24 protein-coding genes are annotated in these 21,864 nt (G+C 66.6%); 22 read left to right on the top strand and 2 right to left on the bottom strand.

Features of this window, described 5'->3' with window-relative positions:
• The 13 genes from VFP86_11995 (at nucleotide 1) to VFP86_11935 (ending at nucleotide 10,914) form a co-directional block, all read left to right on the top strand.
• Entirely contained in the window at nucleotides 1–336 is a 336-nt protein-coding gene (locus VFP86_11995) for a YerC/YecD family TrpR-related protein (GenBank protein HET9000360.1), read from the top strand.
• Nucleotides 320–733 carry a cytochrome c-type biogenesis protein gene (locus VFP86_11990; protein ID HET9000359.1) on the top strand — a complete coding sequence of 138 codons (414 nt, stop codon included), beginning with the start codon at nucleotides 320–322 and terminating at the stop codon, nucleotides 731–733. The genes VFP86_11995 and VFP86_11990 overlap by 17 nt, the downstream gene beginning before the upstream one ends.
• 128 nt (nucleotides 734–861) lie before the next feature.
• Nucleotides 862–2,109, top strand: a complete 1,248-nt coding sequence (gene hisZ, locus VFP86_11985; GenBank protein ID HET9000358.1) for an ATP phosphoribosyltransferase regulatory subunit — start codon at nucleotides 862–864, stop codon at nucleotides 2,107–2,109.
• The gene (gene hisG, locus VFP86_11980; protein HET9000357.1) at nucleotides 2,106–2,759 is read left to right on the top strand and encodes an ATP phosphoribosyltransferase; all 654 of its coding nucleotides are present in this window, start codon (nucleotides 2,106–2,108) and stop codon (nucleotides 2,757–2,759) included. Before hisZ ends, hisG begins: the two co-directional genes overlap by 4 nt.
• A gap of 16 nt (nucleotides 2,760–2,775) precedes the next feature.
• Complete coding sequence (gene hisD / locus VFP86_11975; GenBank protein ID HET9000356.1) at nucleotides 2,776–4,086, top strand: histidinol dehydrogenase; 1,311 nt, start codon at nucleotides 2,776–2,778, stop codon at nucleotides 4,084–4,086.
• A gap of 5 nt (nucleotides 4,087–4,091) precedes the next feature.
• Entirely contained in the window at nucleotides 4,092–4,673 is a 582-nt protein-coding gene (gene hisB / locus VFP86_11970) for an imidazoleglycerol-phosphate dehydratase HisB (protein ID HET9000355.1), read from the top strand.
• Nucleotides 4,670–5,296, top strand: coding sequence for an imidazole glycerol phosphate synthase subunit HisH (hisH, locus tag VFP86_11965; protein HET9000354.1), 627 nt, complete (start codon nucleotides 4,670–4,672; stop codon nucleotides 5,294–5,296). The genes hisB and hisH overlap by 4 nt, the downstream gene beginning before the upstream one ends.
• Nucleotides 5,274–5,996 carry a 1-(5-phosphoribosyl)-5-[(5-phosphoribosylamino)methylideneamino]imidazole-4-carboxamide isomerase gene (gene hisA, locus VFP86_11960; protein ID HET9000353.1) on the top strand — a complete coding sequence of 241 codons (723 nt, stop codon included), beginning with the start codon at nucleotides 5,274–5,276 and terminating at the stop codon, nucleotides 5,994–5,996. Before hisH ends, hisA begins: the two co-directional genes overlap by 23 nt.
• Before the next feature lie 4 nt (nucleotides 5,997–6,000).
• Nucleotides 6,001–6,759 carry an imidazole glycerol phosphate synthase subunit HisF gene (hisF, locus tag VFP86_11955; protein HET9000352.1) on the top strand — a complete coding sequence of 253 codons (759 nt, stop codon included), beginning with the start codon at nucleotides 6,001–6,003 and terminating at the stop codon, nucleotides 6,757–6,759.
• A gap of 20 nt (nucleotides 6,760–6,779) precedes the next feature.
• The gene (gene hisIE / locus VFP86_11950) at nucleotides 6,780–7,439 is read left to right on the top strand and encodes a bifunctional phosphoribosyl-AMP cyclohydrolase/phosphoribosyl-ATP diphosphatase HisIE (GenBank protein HET9000351.1); all 660 of its coding nucleotides are present in this window, start codon (nucleotides 6,780–6,782) and stop codon (nucleotides 7,437–7,439) included.
• A 16-nt stretch (nucleotides 7,440–7,455) separates the two neighbouring features.
• The gene (locus tag VFP86_11945; protein ID HET9000350.1) at nucleotides 7,456–8,190 is read left to right on the top strand and encodes a metallophosphoesterase family protein; all 735 of its coding nucleotides are present in this window, start codon (nucleotides 7,456–7,458) and stop codon (nucleotides 8,188–8,190) included.
• Between the two features lie 125 nt (nucleotides 8,191–8,315).
• Nucleotides 8,316–10,349, top strand: coding sequence for a S9 family peptidase (locus VFP86_11940; GenBank protein ID HET9000349.1), 2,034 nt, complete (start codon nucleotides 8,316–8,318; stop codon nucleotides 10,347–10,349).
• A gap of 7 nt (nucleotides 10,350–10,356) precedes the next feature.
• Nucleotides 10,357–10,914, top strand: a complete 558-nt coding sequence (locus tag VFP86_11935) for a cob(I)yrinic acid a,c-diamide adenosyltransferase (protein HET9000348.1) — start codon at nucleotides 10,357–10,359, stop codon at nucleotides 10,912–10,914.
• Between the two features lie 28 nt (nucleotides 10,915–10,942).
• On the opposite strand, the gene VFP86_11930 is transcribed toward VFP86_11935, so the two are convergent.
• Both VFP86_11930 and VFP86_11925 read right to left on the bottom strand, forming a co-directional pair.
• Nucleotides 10,943–11,797: a hypothetical protein gene (locus VFP86_11930; protein HET9000347.1), complete on the bottom strand. Its 855-nt coding sequence runs from the start codon at nucleotides 11,795–11,797 to the stop codon at nucleotides 10,943–10,945.
• 30 nt (nucleotides 11,798–11,827) lie between these two features.
• Nucleotides 11,828–13,249: an aspartate ammonia-lyase gene (locus VFP86_11925; protein ID HET9000346.1), complete on the bottom strand. Its 1,422-nt coding sequence runs from the start codon at nucleotides 13,247–13,249 to the stop codon at nucleotides 11,828–11,830.
• 133 nt (nucleotides 13,250–13,382) lie between these two features.
• Between VFP86_11925 and VFP86_11920 the strand changes: the two genes are divergently transcribed.
• The 9 genes from VFP86_11920 to VFP86_11880 all read left to right on the top strand — a co-directional run.
• Entirely contained in the window at nucleotides 13,383–14,111 is a 729-nt protein-coding gene (locus VFP86_11920; GenBank protein ID HET9000345.1) for a succinate dehydrogenase, read from the top strand.
• A gap of 24 nt (nucleotides 14,112–14,135) precedes the next feature.
• The gene (locus VFP86_11915; GenBank protein HET9000344.1) at nucleotides 14,136–15,854 is read left to right on the top strand and encodes an FAD-binding protein; all 1,719 of its coding nucleotides are present in this window, start codon (nucleotides 14,136–14,138) and stop codon (nucleotides 15,852–15,854) included.
• 8 nt (nucleotides 15,855–15,862) lie between these two features.
• Nucleotides 15,863–16,615 (top strand): succinate dehydrogenase/fumarate reductase iron-sulfur subunit, encoded by a 753-nt coding sequence (locus tag VFP86_11910; protein ID HET9000343.1) that lies wholly within the window; start codon nucleotides 15,863–15,865, stop codon nucleotides 16,613–16,615.
• Between the two features lie 4 nt (nucleotides 16,616–16,619).
• The gene (frdA, locus tag VFP86_11905; protein ID HET9000342.1) at nucleotides 16,620–18,365 is read left to right on the top strand and encodes a fumarate reductase (quinol) flavoprotein subunit; all 1,746 of its coding nucleotides are present in this window, start codon (nucleotides 16,620–16,622) and stop codon (nucleotides 18,363–18,365) included.
• A gap of 2 nt (nucleotides 18,366–18,367) precedes the next feature.
• Entirely contained in the window at nucleotides 18,368–19,111 is a 744-nt protein-coding gene (locus VFP86_11900) for a succinate dehydrogenase/fumarate reductase iron-sulfur subunit (protein HET9000341.1), read from the top strand.
• Complete coding sequence (locus VFP86_11895; GenBank protein ID HET9000340.1) at nucleotides 19,111–19,497, top strand: fumarate reductase subunit C; 387 nt, start codon at nucleotides 19,111–19,113, stop codon at nucleotides 19,495–19,497. Before VFP86_11900 ends, VFP86_11895 begins: the two co-directional genes overlap by 1 nt.
• 3 nt (nucleotides 19,498–19,500) lie before the next feature.
• Entirely contained in the window at nucleotides 19,501–19,848 is a 348-nt protein-coding gene (gene frdD / locus VFP86_11890) for a fumarate reductase subunit FrdD (GenBank protein ID HET9000339.1), read from the top strand.
• Between the two features lie 52 nt (nucleotides 19,849–19,900).
• Complete coding sequence (gene icd / locus VFP86_11885; GenBank protein ID HET9000338.1) at nucleotides 19,901–21,145, top strand: isocitrate dehydrogenase (NADP(+)); 1,245 nt, start codon at nucleotides 19,901–19,903, stop codon at nucleotides 21,143–21,145.
• 88 nt (nucleotides 21,146–21,233) lie between these two features.
• Nucleotides 21,234–21,864: malate dehydrogenase (locus VFP86_11880; GenBank protein ID HET9000337.1), on the top strand; the 631-nt coding region annotated here is incomplete at its 3' end.

Below are 21,864 nucleotides of genomic sequence, written 5' to 3'. Positions count from 1 at the left end.
GTGGTGAATCCGAAACTCCGGGGTCCTCTGGCCGACTCCCTCTTTCGGGCGGTCTTGCAGCTCCGCACCGTAGAAGAATGCTACCGGTTCTTCGAGGACGTCTGCACGATCGGGGAGGTCAGGGCCCTCGCGCAGCGCTTCGCGGTCGCCCGAATGCTGCACCAGGGGAAAACCTATGAGGAGATCGCCGCCCGAACGGGAGCCTCATCGGCCACGATCAGTCGCGTCCGCCGGTTTCTCACCTACGGAGCGGACGGGTACGCCCTGGTGCTGAAGCGTATGGGGTATGCGGCCCCTGTCGAGGGACGGAGGCGGAGGCGTGAGCCGCGCCGCTGAGCGCGCGACGCGCGTCCTCCTCTCTACCGTCACGGCGCTCGCGGCGTGGGCGATCCTGGCCGCGGCGGCGTCGGGGGCATCGCTCGACGATCACGTCTATGCGATCGCCCGGCAACTGATGTGCCCGGTGTGCGCCGGGCAGACGGTGGCCGAGAGCGATTCCGCCCTGGCCCGGGAGATGAAGGTGATCATCCGGCAAAAGCTCGAGGCCGGGGAGACCTCCGATCAGATCCTTCGCTATTTCGTGGGGCAGTTTGGGGAGAGCGTCCTGGCCGAGCCCGGGCCCGGAGGTATTTCCTTGATTCTGTACGCCGCGCCGCCGCTCGCCCTCATCGCCGGCCTCGCCATCGCCATCGTCTTCATCCGTCGCTCACGGACCCGAGCCGCGTCCGCATAGCCGGCACCCCGAATGGGCATTGACCGCGCGGCCGAGCGTGTGGTACCATGGCCGGGTGTACTTTGACACTGTAGTGCTTTATCACGATAAAGAGGACGCCACAATGAGACACGTGAGGGGGCGAGCGCATGCTGCGGCGTGAACGCTGGCAGCAGGTGCCCCCAGGGATGCGGGATCTTCTCCCGGGCGAATCTTCCCGGGCCCGCAAGGTGAGCGACCGCATCCTGACACGGATGCAGCGGTGGGGCTACCGGGAAGTGGTGACTCCGACGATGGAGTACTTCGATACGTTGGTCCGCGGCGAGGGCACGGAGGCGGGGGACCGTCTCTTCAAACTCGTTGATCGGGGTGGTGAGCTGCTTGCGCTCCGCCCCGAGATGACGACTTCGGTCGCGCGGCTCATCACCACCCACCTGCGCGGTCATCCCTTGCCCCTCAGGGTCGCCTACGCCGGCCAGGTCTTCCGGGGATCGGAGACCGGCTCGGGCCGGCTGCGGGAGTTTCCTCAGGTGGGATGCGAGTTGATCGGCGCGGGCACCCTGGAAGCGGACGCGGAGATCGTAGCCCTCGCGGTGGAGGCGCTCGAGGCGTCCGGCACCCAGGGATGCTCCATCAGTCTGGGGCACGTGGGGTTTCTGCGGGGCATGCTGGACGGCCTGGCCCTGCCCGATGAGGGGACCCGGGAGGTCCGCGCGTTCCTCTATCAAAAGGACTTCGTCGGACTCCGCGCGATCCTCGACCGGTACGGGATCCCGCCGGCGCGGGCCGACGCGCTCTCCCACCTGCCCGTCCTGAGCGGCCCCAGCGCGATTCACGACGCCCGCCGTCTCGCCGGCACCCCCGAGAGCGAGCGCGTGCTGGGCGATCTTGAGGATTTGATGAAGATGCTCGCCGCCTACGGGGTCGGGGACATCGTGCGGGTGGATCTGAGCATCATTCGAGACTTCGAGTACTACACGGGGATCGTGTTCGAGGGGCACACCTCGGCGTTGGGTTATTCGTTGTTAGGCGGGGGCCGGTACGATCGGCTCCTCGAGGGGTTCGGCGCGCCGTATCCCGCCACGGGGTTTGCCGTGCGGGTGGACCGCGTGCTGGCGTCCTCCGACCCCGGGGAGTCCGGGTGGACGCCGGACGTGGCGGTGACCTTTGCGGACGGCGCCCGCGTCGATGCGCTGCGGCTCGCCGGCGCGCTGCGCGAACGCGAGCTATCGGTGACGGTTGAGATTCTCGGCCGGCCATGGGACGAAGTCGCGCGCGAAGCGATCGCAGCGGGCGTGCCCCGCGTGGTCTTCGTGGCTGGAGCGCGCGCGATCGTCCGGGAGGCGCGCGGCCCCGAACGCTCCGTGGCACTCGCCGATCTCCTCACGCCGCCATGAACGGCCTCACGGTGGCGGTCGCCTCTGGGCGGCTGCTGGAGGACTCGATGCGAACGCTCGAGGCGGCAGGCTATCTTACCTTCGACGCCTGGCGGTCGACGCGGCGCCTCATCCTGCCGTGTGTCGATGAGACCGTGCGGGTGCTCGTGGCTAAGCCCGCGGACCTCTTGACCTACGTGGAGCACGGCGCCGCGGATCTCGGGATCGCCGGGAAGGACATGCTCCTCGAGCAGGGCCGGGATGTGTACGAGCTCGTCGATCTCGGGTTCGGCGCATGCCGGGGGGTGGTGGCGTTCCCGGAGGAACGGGCGGCGGCGTGGGAGCTGCTGAGCCCGATCCGCATCGCGACGAAATACCCCCGCACGACAGAACGGTACTTCTGGAGCCGGGGACGTTCGGTGGAGATCATCGAACTGAACGGCACGGTGGAGCTGGCCCCACAGGTCGGGCTCGCCGACGGCATCCTCGACCTGGTGATGTCCGGGCGCACCCTCTCTGAAAACCATCTGGTGGAGGTGGCGGAGGTGTTTCGCTCGACCGCCCGCCTCGTCGTGAATCGGGTGAGCCTGCGCACGCGCGCCGAGGCGGTGCAGACGGTGGTCGAGCGCCTCCGGACCGCTGCCGCGGCTCGGCCCCGATCATCGGCATAAAAGGAGAGCGGTCCACGTGGACATTCTTCGGTTGGGGCAGGCCCCCCCTGAGCGGCTCCGGCAGATGTTGCAGCGGTCGAGGGTGGAGGTGTTTGATCCCGAGCGGGTCGCGCACGTGCGTGCCATCGTCGAGGATGTCCGGCAGCGCGGCGACGCCGCCGTGGTGGAATACACGCAGCGGTACGATGGCGTGACCCTCTCGCCGGACCGTCTGCGGGTCGACCGTCAAGAGATGCGGCGCGCCTACGACGTGGTCGACGACGGGCTGCGGTCGGCGCTGGCGAGCAGCATCGAGCGGGCCCGTCGGTACAACGAGTGGCTGCGGCCGCCGGGCGTCCAGCTTGAGGAGATGGAACCGGGGATCACCGCCGGCGTCAAATACACGCCCGTGGAAGGCGTCGGCGTGTACATTCCGAGCGGGAAAGGGGCCTTTCCCTCGACCTTGATCACGCTGGTAACCCCGGCCGTCGTCGCCGGCGTGGAGGAGATCGCCATCGTCCTTCCACCGCGCCAAGACGGCAGCGCGGATCCGGCGGTGCTGGTCGCGGCTGATCTGCTCGGGGTGTCGCAGGTATTCCGCTGCAACGGCGTCGCGGGCATTGCCGCGCTGGCGTGCGGGACCGCGTCCGTGCCCCGGGTCCAACTCCTAGGCGGCCCAGGAAATCCGTATGTGACCGCCGCGCAGATCGCCGTCCAGGCCTACGGCGTCCGGCTGCTCTCGTTCCTCGGCCCCACCGAATCGATGATCCTGGCCGACGAGTCCGCCGATCCGGACCGACTTGCCCTCGACCTGCTGAACGAGGCCGAGCACGGCGCGGATTCTGCCGCGATTCTGGTCACGACCGCCGAGTCGCTCGCCGCGGAAGTCCACGAGCGCATGCCGCGGTATCTGGACCAACTGCCGGTCCAGCGGCGTCAGTTCGCGCAGACCGCGATGAGCCACTACGGTGGGGTGATCGTCGCCGGCTCGATGGAGGAAGCGGTGGCATTCGTCAATCTCTATGCGCCCGAGCACCTGCAGGTCGCGACGAGGGATCCGTATGCGACGCTGCAGCGCATCCGCAACGCCGGAGAGATCCTGCTCGGTCAGCACACGCCGTTCTCGGCAGGCAACTACGCGATCGGCGTACCCGCGGCGTTGCCGACGAGCGGGTTTGCACGCGTGACCTCGGGGGTGACGGTGCTCAGCTATCTCAAGGCGACGTCGGTAGCGCACCTGTCCGCGGAAGGCTTGGCGCGAGTGCGGCCGGTCGTCGAGCGCCTGGGGCACTACGAGGACTTCCCCGCGCATGTGCTGGCCGTTCAGGCCAGGGGAGGGCCGGATTGAGCCGCATCGGCCGGACGGTCCGAAAGACCACGGAGACCCAGGTCGAGGTGATGTGGAACCTCGACGGCAGCGGCGCCTTCACCGGGTCGACCCGTCTGCCGTTCCTCGACCACATGCTGGCGCAGCTCGCCCGACACGGCCGGTTCGACTTGACCGTCAACGCCTCCGGGGATTTGGAGATCGACGCCCATCACACCGTCGAGGACGTGGGGATCGCGCTCGGGCGGGCGCTCCGGGATGCGTTGGGAGATGGGGCCGGAATCGCCCGGTTCGCCTCCGAGCACGCGCCGCTCGACGAGGCGTTGGTGCTCGCCGTGGTGGACGTGAGCGGGCGGCCGTATCTACATTATGCCGTGGCGGTGCCGCGGCAGCGGCTCGGCGAGTACGACACCGAACTGACCGAAGAGTTCTTCAGGGCGTTTGCCACAAACGCGGGGATCACGCTGCATATCCTCCTCGTGCACGGCCGGAATGCCCACCACATTATCGAGGCGATGTTCAAGGCGCTCGCGCTTGCGCTCGACCGGGCGGTGCGGCTGGATCCGCGGGTGCAGGGCGTGCCGTCGACTAAGGGAACCCTGACATGATCGCGGTCGTGGACTACGGGGCCGGGAACCTCAGGAGCATTCAGAAGGCGCTGGAGCGCCAAGGGTTGGCGGTCCGCATCATCGACGAACCGGCCCCCCTCGAGGGGGCCGCCGCGCTCGTCGTTCCAGGGGACGGGGCGTTCGGCCCGGCGATGGCCCGCTTCCGGTCCCAGGGATTTGCCGATCGCATCCGGGCGTTTGTGGACTCCGGCCGGCCGTTTCTAGGAATTTGTCTTGGGATGCAGCTATTGTTCGAGGAAAGCGAGGAGGACGGGGTACATCGCGGGCTCGGCCTGTTCCCGGGCCGGGTCGTTCGCCTCTCCGGGAGCGTGAAGATCCCCCACATGGGATGGAACGCCCTGAGACTTCTGCGTCCGTCTCCGTTGCTCGACGGGTGCACCCCCGGCGATCACGTGTACTTCATCCACTCATACCATGCGGTGCCGGCGGATGACGGGCTCATCGCCGCGATGGCGGAGTACGGGGGGCCGGTTGCCGCGGTGGTCGGCCGCGGCAACGTGTGGGCCACCCAGTTTCACCCCGAGAAATCGGGCGGTGTCGGGATCCGGATGTTGGAGAACTTCGCCAGGTGGGTCGCCGGTGTTGGTGCTCCCCGCGGTTGATGTCCGGGGCGGCCGCTGCGTGCGCCTCATTCAAGGCGCGGCGGACCATGAGCTCCTCTTTGATGCCGATCCTACCGCGGCGGCCCTGCGGTGGGTGGCGTCGGGCGCACGCTGGCTGCACGTGGTCGACCTCGACGGCGCGTTCACGGGCGCCCAGGCCAACGCGAACGCGATCCAGCGCCTCATCAAGGCGGCGGCCATCCCGGTCGAAGTAGGCGGGGGGATGCGGGATCTCGCGACGGTCGAGCGGTGGCTCGATGCGGGCGCCGCCCGCGTGATCCTCGGCACCGTCGCGCTGTCCCGCCGAGAGATTTTGCAGGAGGCCTGCCGTCGGTTCGGCGACCGCATCGTGGTCGGGATCGATGCGCGCGACGGCGAAGTGAGGACGGAGGGCTGGGTGACCCGCACGGGGACGGCCGCCGCCGCGGCCGCGGCTCAAGTCATCGACGCGGGAGCGCCGCGCATCATCTATACCGACATCGATCCGGATGGGACGCTCGGAGGCGCCAACGTGGCCGCGATCGAGCGGTTCCTGCGCGGCGTCACCGTGCCGGTGATCGCTGCCGGCGGGGTTGCCTCGGTCGAGGATATTGAGCACCTGCGTCCCCTCGAGGCGATGGGACTCGAAGGGGTGATCGTGGGGCGGGCGCTGTACGAGGGCCTGGTGCGGCTCGAGGACCTGCTGGCGGCCGCCGCCTGAGTCGATGCTGGCACGACGCGTCATTCCCTGCCTCGACGTTGACGCCGGCCGGGTCGTCAAGGGCACGAGTTTTGTGAATCTCCGCGACGCCGGGGATCCGGTGGAACTGGCCGTTCTGTATGATCGAGAGGGAGCCGACGAGGTCGTGTTCCTGGACATCACGGCGTCCCACGAGCGGCGCGGGATCATGGAGGAGGTCGTCCGTCGGACGGCGGAGGTGCTCACGATCCCGTTCACGGTGGGGGGCGGGCTCCGAACGGTCGAGGATCTGCGACGGATGCTCGGCGCCGGGGCCGACAAAGTCGGGATCAACACCGCCGCGCACGAGCGACCCGAGCTGATTCGGGAAGCCGCCCTGCGGTTCGGGAGCCAGTGCATCGTGGTGGCGATCGACGCGCGGCAGATCGCCCCCGGCCGGTGGGAAGTGTACACGCACGGGGGACGCGCGCCAACGGGGCGGGATGCGGTCGAGTGGGCCCGTGAGGCGGCCGATCGGGGGGCCGGGGAGATCCTCCTGACGAGCATGAATCAGGACGGGCATGAGCAAGGGTACGACCTGGCGCTGACGCGGGCGGTGACACACACGGTCCGCATTCCCATCATCGCCTCCGGGGGCGCGGGCCATCCCCGGCACTTCGTCGACGTGATACGGGAGGCGGATGCCGACGCCGTGCTTGCCGCGTCGATGTTCCATTTCCGCCGGCACAGCATCGCCGAGGCGAAAGCGCACATGGCTGCGGCCGGGATTCCGGTGCGCCGCTGATCCGCGGGGGGATTGGGCCTATGGAGAGCGATACGTTCCGGTTCGACCCGAGCGGCCTGGTCACCGCGGTGGCGCAGGACGCCGGCACCGGCGAGGTCCTGATGGTGGCGCACATGAACCGCGAGGCGCTGCGGCGGACCCTCGAGACCGGGCAGGCGTGGTACTGGAGCCGGAGCCGCCAGCGGTTGTGGCGGAAGGGGGAGGAGTCGGGCCATACCCAGCGGGTGACCGCGATCCGCGCCGATTGCGATGGTGATGCCGTCCTGCTCCGTGTGGAACAAACCGGACCCGCCTGCCATACCGGGCATCGAACCTGCTTTTATCGGTCCGTTGCCGAGCGGCAGGGCGAGGCGGCGATCGAGCCCGAGAACGGCCCGCCGCCCGCGCCACCGGTTGGGTCAGCTCGGGTCCTCCACGAGATCGCCACGGTGCTGGCGGACCGGCGGGCGCGCCCGCGCGAAGGATCGTACACCGCCGGGCTGTTCGCCGAGGGCCTGGCGCGGCTCAACGAGAAGATTATGGAAGAAGCGGCAGAGGTGACGCGGGCCGCCCGCAAGGAAACCCGCGAGCGGCTCGTCGAGGAGACCGCCGACCTCTGGTTTCACTCGATCGCGCTCCTTGTGTTCCTCGGCCTCAGTCCGGACGACGTCTTCGCCGAGCTCGGCAAACGGCGGCGGTAGGGTCAGGGGTCATTCTGTGCGATACGCAGTGCTGTCGGATGTTCACGGGAACCTTGAGGCCCTCGAGATCGTCCTGGCCGACGTCCGCCGCGGCCGGCCGGACGTCTGTCTCTGCCTCGGCGACACGGTCGGGTACGGCCCCGATCCCAACGAGTGTGTCGAGCGCATCCGAGGACTCGCGGGTCCGGTCATCGCGGGGAACCACGACCTCGCGGCCATCGGCGCGCTCGACATCAGCGTGTTCACCCCACTTGCGCGCCAGGCCATCGAGTGGACGATGGGCGTCGTGAGCGAGGACACACGCCGATGGCTGGTGACGCTGCCCGACCGGCTCGTGATCGACGACTTCCTCGCCGTCCACGGAAGCCCGCGGGACCCCTTCGAGGAATACATCCTCGATCTTCCGACCTCGCTCGCGATCTTTTCTGAGCACGCGTTCTCGCTCTGCCTGGTCGGGCACTCGCACGTCCCCGGCACGTTCATCCTGGAGGCCGACGGGACAGTGAGCGCGCGGGCCCTGCCGGCGGGCGACAGCGTCCCGCTCGCCCGGTCGTCCCGGTACATCGTCAACGTCGGGAGCGTCGGGCAGCCGCGGGATGGAGATCCACGCGCCTCGTACCTGCTGCTCGATACCGAGACGCGTACCGTGACGCTCCAGCGTCTCCCCTATCCCTTCGCGGCCACCCAGGCGAAGATGACGGCGCGGGGTCTTCCGATCCAACTCGCTCAGCGGCTCGCGCTGGGGCGGTGACGGCGGAGGCGGCCGGAGGGACGCACGCGCCCGTCGCAGAACGATGAGGACACCGGGTGTGTTCTTGGACCGATGGTCTGCCGCCCCCACTGCTCGGCCGGGGATCCTGAGGAGGAGATCTTGTGATGAGCCTGCGTGAGGTCACCATCGAGGATCTGCTTGCGCTCAAGATCGTCGGCGACCCGCAACTGTCTCCGGACGGGTCTCGCGTGGTCTGCACGGTGACGACCGCCGACGGCGGGGCCAACGCCTACCACACTCATCTGTGGATCGTCCCGACCAACGGCGGCGCGCCGCGACAATTGACCACCGCGCGGGGCCGCGACACGAGCCCCCGCTGGTCCCCCGACGGCCGGCGGATCGCGTTCATCTCGGACCGGAGCGGAGAGAAGCAGATCTGGATCATCGATCCGGACGGTGGGGAGGCCCGACCTCTCACCTCGGGCGCCTCCGTGCCATCCGAGCTGGCCTGGTCGCCCGACAGCCGGTGGCTGGCCCTCGTCGGAAAACCGCAACCAAAGCCCGGGCCGGACGAGAGCGACGTCCGCGTGATCTCACGGCTGCGCTATAAGCTGGACGGCGAGGGGTTCTGGGACGGACGCTGGAAGCAGGTGCTGGTGCTTCCCGCGGACGGCGGCGAGGCGCATCCGCTGACCCATGAGGAGTGCGACCACACCAACCCCGCCTGGTCGCCGGACGGGAAGTCGATCGCCTACGCGGCCAACCCCGACCCGAACGCCGATCTCACCAACGTGACCGACATCTGGGTTGCGGCCGTCGAGGGAGGGGGATCCCCGCGCCGCCTGACCCGGGGCATCGGACCTGCGGGGCAGCCTGCCTGGTCTCCCGACGGCACCCGCATCGCGTACGTTGGGCACGACAATGCGTGCCGGGGGGCGACCAATGCTCAAGTCTGGATCGTTCGAGTGACCGGCGGCGATCCTACATGCTTGACGCGAAGGTTCGACCGGAGCGCCGATCATCACGTGATCTCCGACACGCGCGCGCACCCCGGCGCCGGCGGCCTCAGCTGGGCGCCCGACGGATCGCGGGTGTTCTTTATGTACGCCGACGGCGGCAACACGCAGATTGCGTCGGCCGCCGTCCTCGATGGCGCGGTGCGTCAAGAGACGGCAGGAGATCACGAATTGATCGGGTGCTCGCTGGACCGGAGCGCCCGGCGGGTGGTCTGTGTGGAAAGCGATCCGCTGACCCCAGGGGAGCTCGCGGTCCAGGAGCTGGGGGCGGGCGCGGCCCCGCTTCGACGGCTCTCGGACTGGAACGGCCCATCGCTCGGGACCTTGGCCCTCGCCGTCCCGGAACGGTTTCAATTTTCCAGCGTGGACGGGTGGAAGATCGAGGGCTGGGCGTTACGGCCCCGCGGCACGACGCCCGGGAAGCGGATCCCGACGGTGCTCGAGATTCATGGCGGGCCTCACGGCGCGTACGGGAACGCGTTCTTCCACGAGCTTCAAGTGCTTGCCGCCTCGGGGTACGGCGTGATCTACATGAACCCACGCGGGAGTCAGGGATACGGGCAGACGTTCACCGCGGCCACCCGCCACGACTGGGGTGGGAAGGACTACGCGGACCTCATGCGCGGAGTCGATCACGCGCTCGCCAGCTACGATTGGATCGATCCCGACCGGCTCGGTGTCGCGGGGGGCAGCTACGGTGGGTTTATGACCAACTGGGTGGTGGGGCACACCCAACGCTTTGCGGCCGGCGTCACGATGCGGAGCATCAGTAACGCGTACAGCCAGTGGGGGACCTCGGACCTCGCGTATCAGAAGGGGTTCTGGGAGTTTCCCGGTGATCCGTGGGAATCGCCGGAGTTCTATCTGGAGCGGTCGCCGATCACCTACGTGCGTCAGATGCGGACGCCGCTCCTGATTCTCCACAGCGAGAACGACCTGCGCTGCCCGATCGAGCAGGGCGAGCAGCTCTTCGTAGCGCTCAAGAAGCAGGGCGTCCCGACGCTGTTCGTCCGGTTCCCGGGGGAAAGCCACGATCTCTCCCGGAACGGCCAGCCCAAGCATCGCATCGAACGGCTGAAGCACATCCTGGCCTGGTTCCGCACCTACGTGATGGCAGGTCGGAGCGAGCGTGACGCCGCGGCCCCCGCATTGCGTAGAGAGGGTGTGGCCGCGGACGAATGAGCGTCCCGTGACGCGAATCTATACGAGAACGGGGGATGGCGGCGAGACGAGCCTCTTCGGCGGCGAACGGGTCTCGAAGGACGCCCTTCGGGTCTGCGCCTACGGCACCGTCGACGAGTTGAACGCGGTCATCGGCCTAGCCCGCTCGACTGAGATGCCCCAGGAGATCGACGGCGTCCTCGAGCGCCTGCAGCATCAGTTGTTCGATCTTGGGGCCGAGCTTGCGACGCCCGACGCGGCTTCCCGGGCAGCCGGGCACGTGATGCGCACGCCCGCGGAGCGGGTGGCAGCCCTCGAAGGGGAGATTGATCGCTTCGAGGCCATGCTGCCGGCCCTACGCGAGTTCGTGCTCCCCGGCGGCACGCCCGCGGCCGCCGCCCTCCACCACGCGCGTACAGTCGCCCGCCGGGCGGAGCGGGAGATCGTACGGCTCGCCGGGCAAGAGCCGGTCAACCCCGAGCTTCTGAAGTATGTCAACCGGCTTTCCGATCTCCTCTTCGTGTTGGCGCGCGCGGCCAACCACATGTCGGGGCGACCCGACGTGACCTGGATCGCCTCTCGCTGACCCGACGGAAACTCCCGCCCGCCCCGCCCTAGCGGTGTTCGCGGTCGCGCGGGAGGGGAGCGGCCGGCGCCCGGTAGGGAAGCGGCACATATTCCACGGAGGGCCGGCGGCGCCCCGACTGCGGGTAGAGTTGCATCATATCGTAAATGGCTCTCGGCATTTCCGTGGAGATCGCAAATCCGAGCTCCCGCGCCTCCGTCACCGTGATCGGATAGTCGTGGGTCCAGCCGCCGCCGGTCAGGCGCGCGGCCAGCGCCTCCGCCCGGTCGGTCGGAAGCCGCCGCGACGCCAACTCGACCACGACCGCCCGGACCTGCTGCAGCGCTTTTTGGGACATGTCCGCGAGGATCAACGTCTCATCGTCAACGCGCTCCACCGGCTTGCGATTCACTGCGGCGATGATCGAGACGGCGGGATGGTTGCCGAGCTGCGGGTCAACCGGGCCCAGCACCCCGTGGGGGTCCATGACGATCTCGTCGGCGGCCAGGGCCACCAGGGTGCCGCCCGACATCGCGTAGTGCGGGACGAACATCGTGACCCGCCCCGGATGATCGCGGAGCGCCCGTGCGATCTGCTCCGCCGCGAGCACCAGCCCGCCGGGCGTGTGGAGGATGACATCGATCGGCATCTCGGGCGGCGTCAGCCGGATCGCCCGCAGCACCTCCTCCGAGTCCTGGATGTCGATGTACCGGACGATCGGAAACCCCAGCAGGCTCATCGTCTCTTCGCGGTGGATCAGGGCGATGACCCGGCTGCCCCGGCTGCGTTCCAGCTGCTGGAACAGCCGCAGGCGGCTTGTCTGCTGCCACTGTCGGGAGAGCAGCGGTTGGAGGAAGGAGATGATGAAAAACACCCATAGCAGGTCGGACAACGAGATGTGCATCGCCCACCCCCTCGGTCCTCCGGCGCGGGCCTACAGCGCTCGGGCCTTGCCCGGAATCCCTGGCTCGGTCATCGCGCGGACCGACAAGATCTCGTTGAGTTGCGCCTCGGAGAGGAGGCCCCGCTCCAAGACGATCTGCCGGATCGGGCGGCCCGTGCGGACGAACTCCTTCACGACCTCGGCCACGGTGCTGTAACCAAGGTACGGGTTGAGCGCGGTCGCCAGCGCCGCGCTGTGTTCGACCCAGTGACGGCACCGCTCCTCGTTGGCCACGATGCCCCGTACGCACCGGTCGGTGAACGCTCCGACGGCGTTGGTCAAAATCTGGATCGACTGAAGGAGGTTGAGCGCGATGACCGGCAGCATGACGTTGAGCTCGAGCTGACCCGCCTGGACCGCGGTCAAGACGGTCAGATCATTGCCCATCACATGGAAGCAGACCATGTTCAACATCTCGGCCATCGATGGGTTGACCTTCCCGGGCATGATCGAGGATCCGGGCTGCACCGCCGGGAGGCGGATCTCGTCGAGGCCTGTGTTCGGCCCCGAGGCCATCAGGCGCAGATCGTTGGCAATGCGTGTGAGGGTGGCGGCGAGGGTCCGGAGCGCGGCCGAGCACTCGAGCGCATCCGCCATGTTCTGCATCGACTCGAAGAGGTTCCCCGAACTGCGAAGCGGCAGCCCGGTCAACTCGGAGAGTCGGCGCACCATCCGGACGTGATACTGCGGATCGGCGTTGAGCCCGGTTCCCGTCGCCGTCCCGCCGATCCCGATGTAGAGCAGGCGTTCACGAGCGTTCTTGATGCGTTCGATGTCGATGGCGACCGCCTGCGCGTACGCGCCGAACTCCTGGCCCAGCCGAACCGGGACGGCGTCCTGGAGGTGGGTGCGGCCGGCCTTCACGATGCTGTCGAACTCGTGGGCCTTCTGCCCCAGCGCTTCCACAAGGCCCTCGAGGGCTGAGAGCAGGTCGCCGAGGGTCATCAGCGCGGCAAGTCGGATCGCGGTCGGCGTGACATCGTTGGTGGACTGGGCCATGTTGACATGGTCGTTGGGGTTGACGAGTTTGTAGTCAGCCCGCCTGCCGCCGAGCAGCTCGATCGCGCGGTTGGCGATCACCTCGTTCGCGTTCATGTTCTGGGACGTGCCGGCGCCCATCTGGAACGCGTCGATCGGAAATTGCGCGTCCCACTTCCCGTCGATGACTTCCTCCGCCGCTTGCACTATCGCGTCCGCGACCTTCGGATCGAGAAGCTTCAGCGCGGCATTCACCTCTGCGGCCGCCCGCTTGATCATTGCGGTGGCGGCGATGAACGCCCGTGGGAGCCTGAGGCCGCTGATGGGAAAGTTCTCGATCGCGCGGGCGGTCTGCGAGCCGTAGTAGGCATCGGCGGGAACCCGCACCTCCCCTAAGGCATCACGTTCGATCCGGTACTGTCCGTCCGTGCTCATTGGCATCCTCCATAGCGACAGTGCTTTCGGCGTAACAAGTATACTGCGCGGGCGCGTCGTCAGTGGGGGAGGAAACGACTCTGACGGAGCGGAATAGGCTCCCCAGTCCCACGTCGGAGTCGGGTAGAGTCTCATGGCCGACCATGCGGCGACGCATTCGTATGCCTCATCCATGCCCTGGTGGCTCCAGCCGGCCGCCACCGTTACCATCCTGTCGGGCTTCGTGGTCTACGCGACCTGGGTAGCGTTCCAGGGGCACGGGTCTATCGGGTCGTACCTCTCGCCATTCTACTCGCCTCCGGTGACGATCGCTGCCATCCCGATCTCGCCGGCGTTTTGGGTGCTGTGGGCCCCAGCCGGGTTCCGGGCGACTTGCTATTATTACCGCAAGGCGTACTATCGCTCCTACTTCGCCGACCCCATCTCGTGCATGATCCCTGAGTCCCGCCGTCAGTACAGCGGCGAGACATCGTTTCCCTTCGTCCTCAACAACCTCCACCGCTACCTGCTGTACGCGGCAATCGTGGTGCTCGTCTTCCTGTGGATCGATGCGATCAAGGCGTTTGTGTTTAACGGGCGTTTCGGGATCCACCTGGGCTCGCTGCTGTTCCTCGCCAACGTCGTTCTACTCTCCGGGTACACGCTCGGCTGCCATGCGTTCCGCCACATCGTTGGCGGCAACCTCGACTGCTACTCCTGCGCCAGCGGCGGCCGAGCGCGTTTTCGCCTGTGGCAGTGGGTGACGCCGTTGAACCACGAGCACGCAGTGTGGGCATGGGCGAGCCTCTTTTCCGTCGTCGCCGTCGACGTCTACCTGCGCCTGCTGATGGCGAAAGAGATCGTCGACCCGGCCTTGTTCTAGCCTGGGATCTTGTGGGAGGCGTGAATGGCTGACTGGTACGAGACATTCGAGCACGACGTCTTGGTAATCGGCGCGGGAGGCGCCGGCATGCGTGCGGCGATCGCCGCGGTGGAGGCTGGGCTCTCCGTCGGCTTGGTGTGCAAGTCGCTCCTCGGCAAGGCCCATACGGTCATGGCGGAGGGGGGGATCGCTGCGGCCCTCGGGAACGTGGATCCTAGGGACAACTGGCAGGCACACTTCATCGATACCATGCGCGGCGGTAAGCTGATCAATGACTATCGCATGGTGGAGATCTTTGCCAGGGAAGTGCCCGACCGTGTGTACGAGTTGGAACAGTGGGGAGGTCTATTCGACCGCACACCCGATGGAAAAATTCTCCAGCGTCCGTTCGGGGCCCACACCTACCCGCGGGCCTGTCACGTCGGTGACCGGACCGGGCTTGAACTCATCCGGACGCTCCAGGACAAGGCGGTGCACAGTAGGATCGAGGTCTACATGGAGGTGACGCTCACCTGGCTGCTCAAGGACGCGGAACGGATCGCCGGGGCGTTTGGCTACCGGCGCGAAGATGGGCGGTTCGTGCTCTTCCGGGCGAAGGCTGTGATCCTGGCCACCGGCGGGTGGGGCAAAGTCTACAAGGTCACGAGCAACTCCTGGGAGTGCACCGGGGACGGGTGTGCGATGGCCTACGATGCCGGCGCCGAACTCATGGACATGGAGATGGTGCAGTTCCACCCTACCGGGATGGTTTGGCCTCCCGGCGTGCGGGGCATCCTGGTGACCGAGGCGGTCCGCGGGGAGGGTGGAGTCCTCCGGAACAGTCTGGGCGAGCGCTTCATGGAGCGGTACGACCCGAAGAAAAAGGAGCTCAGCAGTCGGGACGTAGTCGCGCGGTCCATCTATGAGGAAGTTCGGGCGGGGCGCGGAAGCCCCCATGGCGGGGCGTTTCTGGACATCACCCACTGGGAGCCGGAGTTCATCAAACGGAAACTGCCTAGCATGTACGAGCAGTTCCTCAAGCTGGCGAATATCGACATTACGAAGTCCCCGATGGAAGTCGCGCCAACGGTCCACTACGTGATGGGTGGCGTGCGCGTGGAAGCGGGGACTGGGGCGACGACTGTGCCTGGCCTGTTTGCCGTCGGGGAGGTGGCTGCGGGACTTCACGGCGCCAACCGGCTTGGAGGTAACTCGCTGGGCGACCTCCTGGTTTTCGGCAAGCGGGCTGGCGAGCATGCGGCTGCCTACGTCGGGGGGCTCCGCGCCGCGCCGCAGGTGGACGAGCACCAGGCCGAAGAAGAGCGGACCCTACTCCAGCGCCCGTTCGAGGGGGACGGACAGGAGAATCCCTTCGGTCTGCACGAGGAGTTGCAAGAGGTGATGAGCACACACGCCGGGATCGCGCGGACCGGAGAGGGGCTTGCCCAAGGACTCGAAAAGGTGGGGGCGCTGCAGAAGCGCGTCGAGGGACTCCGGGTCGGAGGCTCGAGGCTTTTCAATCCCGGGTGGCACGCGTGCCGCGACGTCCGCTTCATGCTGACGCTGTGCGAAGCGATCTTCCGGTCGGCGATCGAGCGTCAGGAGAGTCGCGGGGCACACTGGCGCCTGGACTACCCCAACCAAGACCCCCAGTGGGGGACCTTGAACGTCGTCGTGTACCGCGACGGCAAGATGAAGGCGACGACGCGGCCGGTCCCGCAGATGCCGCTCGACCTCGCCCGGCTCATCCAACAGACGGCCTAGGAGGAGAAATGGCGGAGGCGACCTTCCACGTATTCCGCGGTGATGCCAAAGGTGGTGATCTGGTCACATACGGGGTGCCCGTTACCGAAGGCATGGTTGTACTCGACGGGATCCATTACATCCAGGCTCACCTGGATGGCACCCTTGCGTGCCGCTGGAACTGCAAGGCGGCGAAGTGCGGGTCGTGCAGTGCGGAGATCAATGGTCACCCCCGGTTGATGTGCAAGACCCGCGTGGACGACTTCAAGGGCGAGCCGATTACTGTGCGGCCGATGAAAGCCTTTCCTGTCATCAAAGACCTCGTCTCGGATGTCTCCTGGAACTATCGGGTCAACAAGCAGATCCCGCCGTTTACACCCAGCCCGTATGACCCCGGACCATGGAAGATGTATCCCGAGGACGTGGAACGGCTCTTCGAGTTCCGGAAGTGTATCGAGTGCTTCCTCTGCCAGGACGTCTGCCACGTCCTGCGGGAGCACGATGGGTTCGACCGCTACATGGGCCCCCGATTCATGGTGCGGGTTGCCGCCCTGGAAATGCACCCCAAGGACACGCTCTCGCGGACGGACCTCCTCCGAGGGAGCGGCGGGATCGGGTTCTGCAACATTACCAAGTGCTGTGAGGAGGTCTGCCCGGAGCACATCCACATCACCGATAACGCCATCATCCCCCTCAAGGAGCGCATGGCGGACGACTACTTTGATCCCTGGCGGTCGCTCCTCCGGGTGTTCGGGAAAAAGAAGGAGCCGCGGGGCACCTAGGAGAGTGGCAGAGATCATCCAGCACGACATCGTCATCATCGGCGGCGGGGGGGCCGGGCTGCGCGCTGCCATCGCCGCGGCCGAGACGAATCCCGAGCTTGACATCGCGATCGTCTCGAAGGTCTACCCGATGCGCAGCCACACCGTGTCGGCCGAAGGGGGCGCCGCCGCGGTGATCAAAGAGAACGACAGCGTCGAGGACCATATGACCGACACGATCAGCGGGTCCGATTGGCTGGCGGATCAGGATGCCGTCGAAGCGTTCGTCAAGGAAGCTCCACGCGAGATGATCCAGCTCGAGCATTGGGGCTGCCCCTGGAGCCGCGATCCGAACGGAAGCGTCGCCGTCCGGCCCTTTGGCGGGATGACGATCGAGCGTACATGGTTTGCGGCCGATAAGACCGGCTTCCACATGCTGCATACCCTGTTCCAGACCTCGCTGAAATTCGCTGCGATCAAGCGGTACGACGAGTGGTTCGCGACGAAGCTGCTCGTGGAGAATGGCCGATGTCAAGGCGTCACGGCCATCGAGATGCGCACCGGGCACGTCCGGCTGATCGCGGCCAGGGCGGTGATTCTTTGTACGGGCGGAGCGGGTCGCGTTTTTCCCTTTACCACCAACGGGGCCATCAAGACCGGTGACGGGATGGCCATGGCCTATCGGGCCGGGGTGCCGCTCAAGGACATGGAATTCGTCCAATACCACCCCACGGGGCTGCCGGGCACGGGTATCCTCATCACCGAGGGGGCCCGGGGGGAGGGGGCCATCCTCGTCAACAAGGATGGCTACCGCTATCTGCAGGACTACGGCCTGGGCCCCCCGGAGCCCTGGCCGCGGTTGCGGGCCATGGAAATGGGGCCTCGAGACAAGGTGTCGCAGGCGTTTGTGAAGGAGGCCCAAAAGGGTCGTACCATCGAAGGTCCTTACGGGGAGGTCGTGCTTCTCGACATGCGGCACTTGGGCGAGAAGAAGATCAATGCAGACCTCCCCTTCCTGCGCGAGCTCGCGCGCCGCTATGTCGGCATCGACCCGGTGTACGAGCCCATCCCGGTCCGGCCGGTCGTGCACTACATGATGGGGGGTGTGCACACAGACGTGCACGGCGCGTCATCCCTGACCGGCCTGTTCGCCGCGGGCGAAGTCGCCTGCGTCAGCATCAACGGGGCGAACCGGCTGGGGTCGAACTCGCTGCCGGAGCTGTTGGTGTTCGGAGCCCGGGCGGGCAAGAGTGCGGCCACGTTCGCCTTGGAGCACTCGGAGATCGACCGCACGGCCCTGGCCGCCCAGGCACGCGACGAGCAGCAGCGCATCGCCAGCGACTTCATCCGGAAAGAGGGGGGCACCGAGCGCATTGTAACGTTGCGGACCGAGATGACCCGGACGATGGAGGCCGGCGCCGGCATCTACCGCGACGAGGCGTCGCTCCGGGAGACCTGCGACCGGCTGGCGGGGCTCCGCGAACGGTTCTCGAACATCCGCCTCGACGATCGCAGCCTGAGTTTCAACACCCAACTCACATCTGCGCTCGAACTCGATTTCATGCTGGATGTCGCTGAGGCGATCGCCCATTCGGCCGTGGCGCGCACCGAGTCGCGCGGATCACACCAGCGGACCGATCATCCGAAGCGCGACGACGAACGCTTCCTCAAGCACAGCATGGCTTATCGAACCGGCGGTGCGCCGCGGATCGAATACCTGAATGTCGTCATCACCCGCTGGCCGCCCGCGGAACGCGTGTACGGGAGATGAAGATGCCGGCGGCGACGATGACCTTGGAGATCTTCAGGTACCGAGGGGAGCAAGACCCCGCGCCCACCTTGCAGACGTATCGTGTCCCGTATCGCGACGACTGGGTGGTCCTAGATGCCATCAACTACATCAAGGACGAGATTGATGGAACCCTTTCTTATCGCTGGTCCTGCCGGATGGGCGTGTGCGGCAGTTGCGGGATGATGATCAACGGGGTTCCGAAGCTCAGCTGCGCCACTTTTTTGAAGGACTATTACCCGGCCCCGGTACGGGTCGAGCCGCTGGCGAATTTCCCGGTCGAGCGCGACCTGGTGATCGTCTTGGACGACTTTATGGAGAAGCTCACGAGCATCAAGCCCTGGATCATCCGCAAGGAGGAGAGACCGCTCTCCGAGGGGGAGTTCCTCCAGAATCCGGCCGAGCTGGATCGGTACAAGCAGTTCAGCATGTGTATCAATTGTATGCTCTGTTACTCCGCCTGCCCGGTCTATGGCATGGATAATCGCTTCCTGGGCCCGGCGGCGACCGCCCTGGCCCAGCGGTACAGCATGGACTCGCGCGACCAGGGACGCCCGCAGCGCCAGGAGATCGTCGCCGGCGATGAGGGCATCTGGGAGTGTACCCTCGTTGGCGAATGCACTGTCGTCTGTCCGGCACACGTCGATCCTGCGGGGGCCATCCAGCAGGCCAAGGTGTCCAGCACCATCGATTGGTTTAAGAGCGTCCTCTGGCCGTGGGGGAGATGATGAGCCCGTATCACCGTCCCATGTCACCTACCTGGTGGCTCACCAACCGCGCCTACTTTCTCTTCATGATACGGGAGCTGACCAGCGTCTTCATCGTCGCCTATCTGATACTCTTCCTGCTGATGCTGCACAACCTTGCCAAGGGACGCGAAGCGTACGAGGCTTACCTGCGGTTTCTTGCATCCCCCGGGATGATCGTCTTTCATGTCCTGGTGCTCGCCGCCGCACTCTTCCACACCGTCACGTGGTTCAATCTCACCCCGATGGCGATGCGAATGCAGTTCGGAGAGCGGAGGGTGCCACCGCTGATCGTCGTGGGTGGCACTTACGTAGCGTGGATTGGCGCCTCCATCGCCATGACGTCCATTGTGCTGTGGTGGAAGTGAGAAATGGCCAGGTCAAACGATCCGTTCTGGTGGGCGCTCTTCGCGGTCGGAGGAGTCGTTGCCGCCTTCCTTGTACCGGTCCACATCGTGCTCACCGGGATCGCGGGGCCCGCGGGCTGGGTTCGGGAGTCGTTCGAATACGACCGGGTGCTTGCGCTGGTTTCCCACCCGATCAGCCGGCTCTACCTCTTCGTCCTGATCTCGCTCCCACTCTTCCATTGGGCGCACCGGTTCCGCTTCGCGCTCGTCGACCTAGGGTTAAAGGGCGGCCGGGGTCTCGTGGCCTTCGCGTGTTACGGCAGTGCCATTGTCGGCACCATCCTTACCGTGGTCGTCCTCATGAAGCTGTGAAAGACTACTGGCGGGCTCTTCTCCCGATCCTCGGAAGAAAGGAACCGGGGGGATGCTGAACCTAGAGACGCTCACCCCTCCCCGCGAGGGGCAGCGGATCGAAATCCGCCACGGCACGCTGCACGTCCCCGACACTCCGATCATCCCGTTCATCGAGGGCGACGGCACCGGACCCGACATCTGGCGGGCGACCGTGCGCGTGCTGGAAGCGGCCGTCAAGAAGGCCTATGGCGGGCGGAAGCAGATCGTGTGGTTCGAGGTCTTCGCGGGGGAGAAGGCCCACACCCAGTTCGGGACCTGGCTCCTCGACGATACCCTGCGCGCGTTCGAGTACTACACCGTCGGGATCAAGGGCCCGCTGACGACCCCGATCGGGGGTGGGTTCAGGAGCCTCAACGTGTCGCTCCGTCAGCAGCTCGACCTGTACGCGTGCATCCGTCCCGTGCGGTACTTCGAGGGCGTGCCGAGCCCGGTGTGCCACCCGGAGCAGGTGGACGTCGTCGTGTTCCGGGAGAACACCGAGGATATCTACGTCGGGTACGAGTTTGCGGGCGGCACCCCCGAGGCCAAGAAGCTGATCGACTTTGTGGGCCGCGAGTTCAAGTGGAAGATCCGCGAGGGCGCCGGGGTCGGGCTCAAGCCGATGAGCCCGTTTGGGACCAAGCGGCTGGTCCGCAAGGCCATCCAGTACGCGATCGACCACGGCCGCCGGAGCGTCACCCTCGTGCACAAGGGCAACATCATGAAGTACACTGAGGGGGCGTTCGCGCAGTGGGGCTATGAATTGGCCCGCGAAGAGTTCGGCGATCGGACGATCCGTTGGGGCGAGGTCGAAGAGAAGCACCGCGGGAAGATCCCGTCCGGGAAGATCTTGATCCAGGACTACATCGCCGACGTCACGTTCCAACACCTGCTGACCCGGCCGAGGTCGTTCGATGTCATCGCCACCGGCAACCTCAACGGTGACTACATTTCCGACGCGGTGGCCGCTCAGGTGGGTGGGATCGGCATGGCGCCGGGTGGGAACATCAGCGATTTCCACGCGGTGTTCGAGGCGACGCACGGTACCGCACCCAAGTACGCAAACCAGGACAAGGTGAACCCCGGGTCGTTGATCCTGTCCGGGGTGATGATGCTGGAGCACCTCGGATGGCGGGAGGCGGGGGACCTGATCATCAAAGGAATGGAAGCAACATTCCGTCGCAAGATCATGACCTACGACCTGGCGCGGCTCACCGAGGGCGCGCACGAGGTGCGCACCAGCGAGTTCGCCACGTCCGTCATCGACAGCATGTGAGGCATTGGAGGGACACCGGGTGGTCAGGACGCGGGCAAAAGTGACGATTGTCGGAGCCGGAAATGTCGGGCATTCGGCCGCCCAGTGGATGCTTTCGCACCGGCTCGCCGACGTGGTGCTGGTGGACGTCATCGAGGGGATGCCCCAGGGGAAGGCGCTGGATCTCATGGAAGCGGAGCCGATCGAAGGCGTCGACTTCCGTATTACCGGCACTAACGGATACGATGAGACCGCGCATTCGGATATCGTCGTGATCGTTGCCGGGATCGCCCGCAAGCCTGGGATGAGCCGGGAGGACCTCCTCGCCACAAACGCCGGGATCGTCCGAGGCGTGACCGAGCAGGTGACCAAGCGCTCACCGACCGCCCACTTGATTGTCGTCACCAATCCGCTCGATGTGATGGTGTACCTGGCCTTCAAGGTGAGCGGATTCCCCCCAGAACGGGTGATGGGGCAGAGCGGCGCGCTCGACAGCACCCGGTTTCGGACGTTCATCGCGCAGGCCCTCGGCGTCTCGGTGCAGGATGTCTCCGCGATGGTGATCGGTGCTCACAGCGATACGCACATGGTCCCGCTGAGCAGCCTCGCGACGGTCGGAGGCATCCCGCTCGCCACCCTGCTCCCCCCTGAGCAGATCGCGGCGCTCGCGGAACGCACTCGGAAGGGCGGCGCGGAGATCGTGAGCCTGCTCAAGACCGGCAGCGCGTTCTTCGCCCCCG

Source organism: bacterium, from assembly GCA_035703895.1.
Lineage (GTDB): Bacteria > Sysuimicrobiota > Sysuimicrobiia > Sysuimicrobiales > Segetimicrobiaceae > Segetimicrobium.
This window is presented reverse-complemented; position numbering and strand designations above follow the sequence as displayed.

Coding starts and splice junctions, on each gene's coding strand:
- hisG (HET9000357.1), top strand. CDS start 2,106: ATGAACGGCCTCACGGTGGCGGTCGCCTCTGGGCGGCTGCTGGAGGAC.
- hisZ (HET9000358.1), top strand. CDS start 862: ATGCTGCGGCGTGAACGCTGGCAGCAGGTGCCCCCAGGGATGCGGGAT.
- hisIE (HET9000351.1), top strand. CDS start 6,780: ATGGAGAGCGATACGTTCCGGTTCGACCCGAGCGGCCTGGTCACCGCG.
- icd (HET9000338.1), top strand. CDS start 19,901: ATGCTGAACCTAGAGACGCTCACCCCTCCCCGCGAGGGGCAGCGGATC.
- VFP86_11930 (HET9000347.1), bottom strand. CDS start 11,797: ATGCACATCTCGTTGTCCGACCTGCTATGGGTGTTTTTCATCATCTCC.
- VFP86_11925 (HET9000346.1), bottom strand. CDS start 13,249: ATGAGCACGGACGGACAGTACCGGATCGAACGTGATGCCTTAGGGGAG.
- hisF (HET9000352.1), top strand. CDS start 6,001: ATGCTGGCACGACGCGTCATTCCCTGCCTCGACGTTGACGCCGGCCGG.
- VFP86_11895 (HET9000340.1), top strand. CDS start 19,111: ATGAGCCCGTATCACCGTCCCATGTCACCTACCTGGTGGCTCACCAAC.
- frdD (HET9000339.1), top strand. CDS start 19,501: ATGGCCAGGTCAAACGATCCGTTCTGGTGGGCGCTCTTCGCGGTCGGA.
- VFP86_11900 (HET9000341.1), top strand. CDS start 18,368: ATGCCGGCGGCGACGATGACCTTGGAGATCTTCAGGTACCGAGGGGAG.
- VFP86_11940 (HET9000349.1), top strand. CDS start 8,316: ATGAGCCTGCGTGAGGTCACCATCGAGGATCTGCTTGCGCTCAAGATC.
- hisH (HET9000354.1), top strand. CDS start 4,670: ATGATCGCGGTCGTGGACTACGGGGCCGGGAACCTCAGGAGCATTCAG.
- VFP86_11910 (HET9000343.1), top strand. CDS start 15,863: ATGGCGGAGGCGACCTTCCACGTATTCCGCGGTGATGCCAAAGGTGGT.
- VFP86_11920 (HET9000345.1), top strand. CDS start 13,383: ATGGCCGACCATGCGGCGACGCATTCGTATGCCTCATCCATGCCCTGG.
- VFP86_11915 (HET9000344.1), top strand. CDS start 14,136: ATGGCTGACTGGTACGAGACATTCGAGCACGACGTCTTGGTAATCGGC.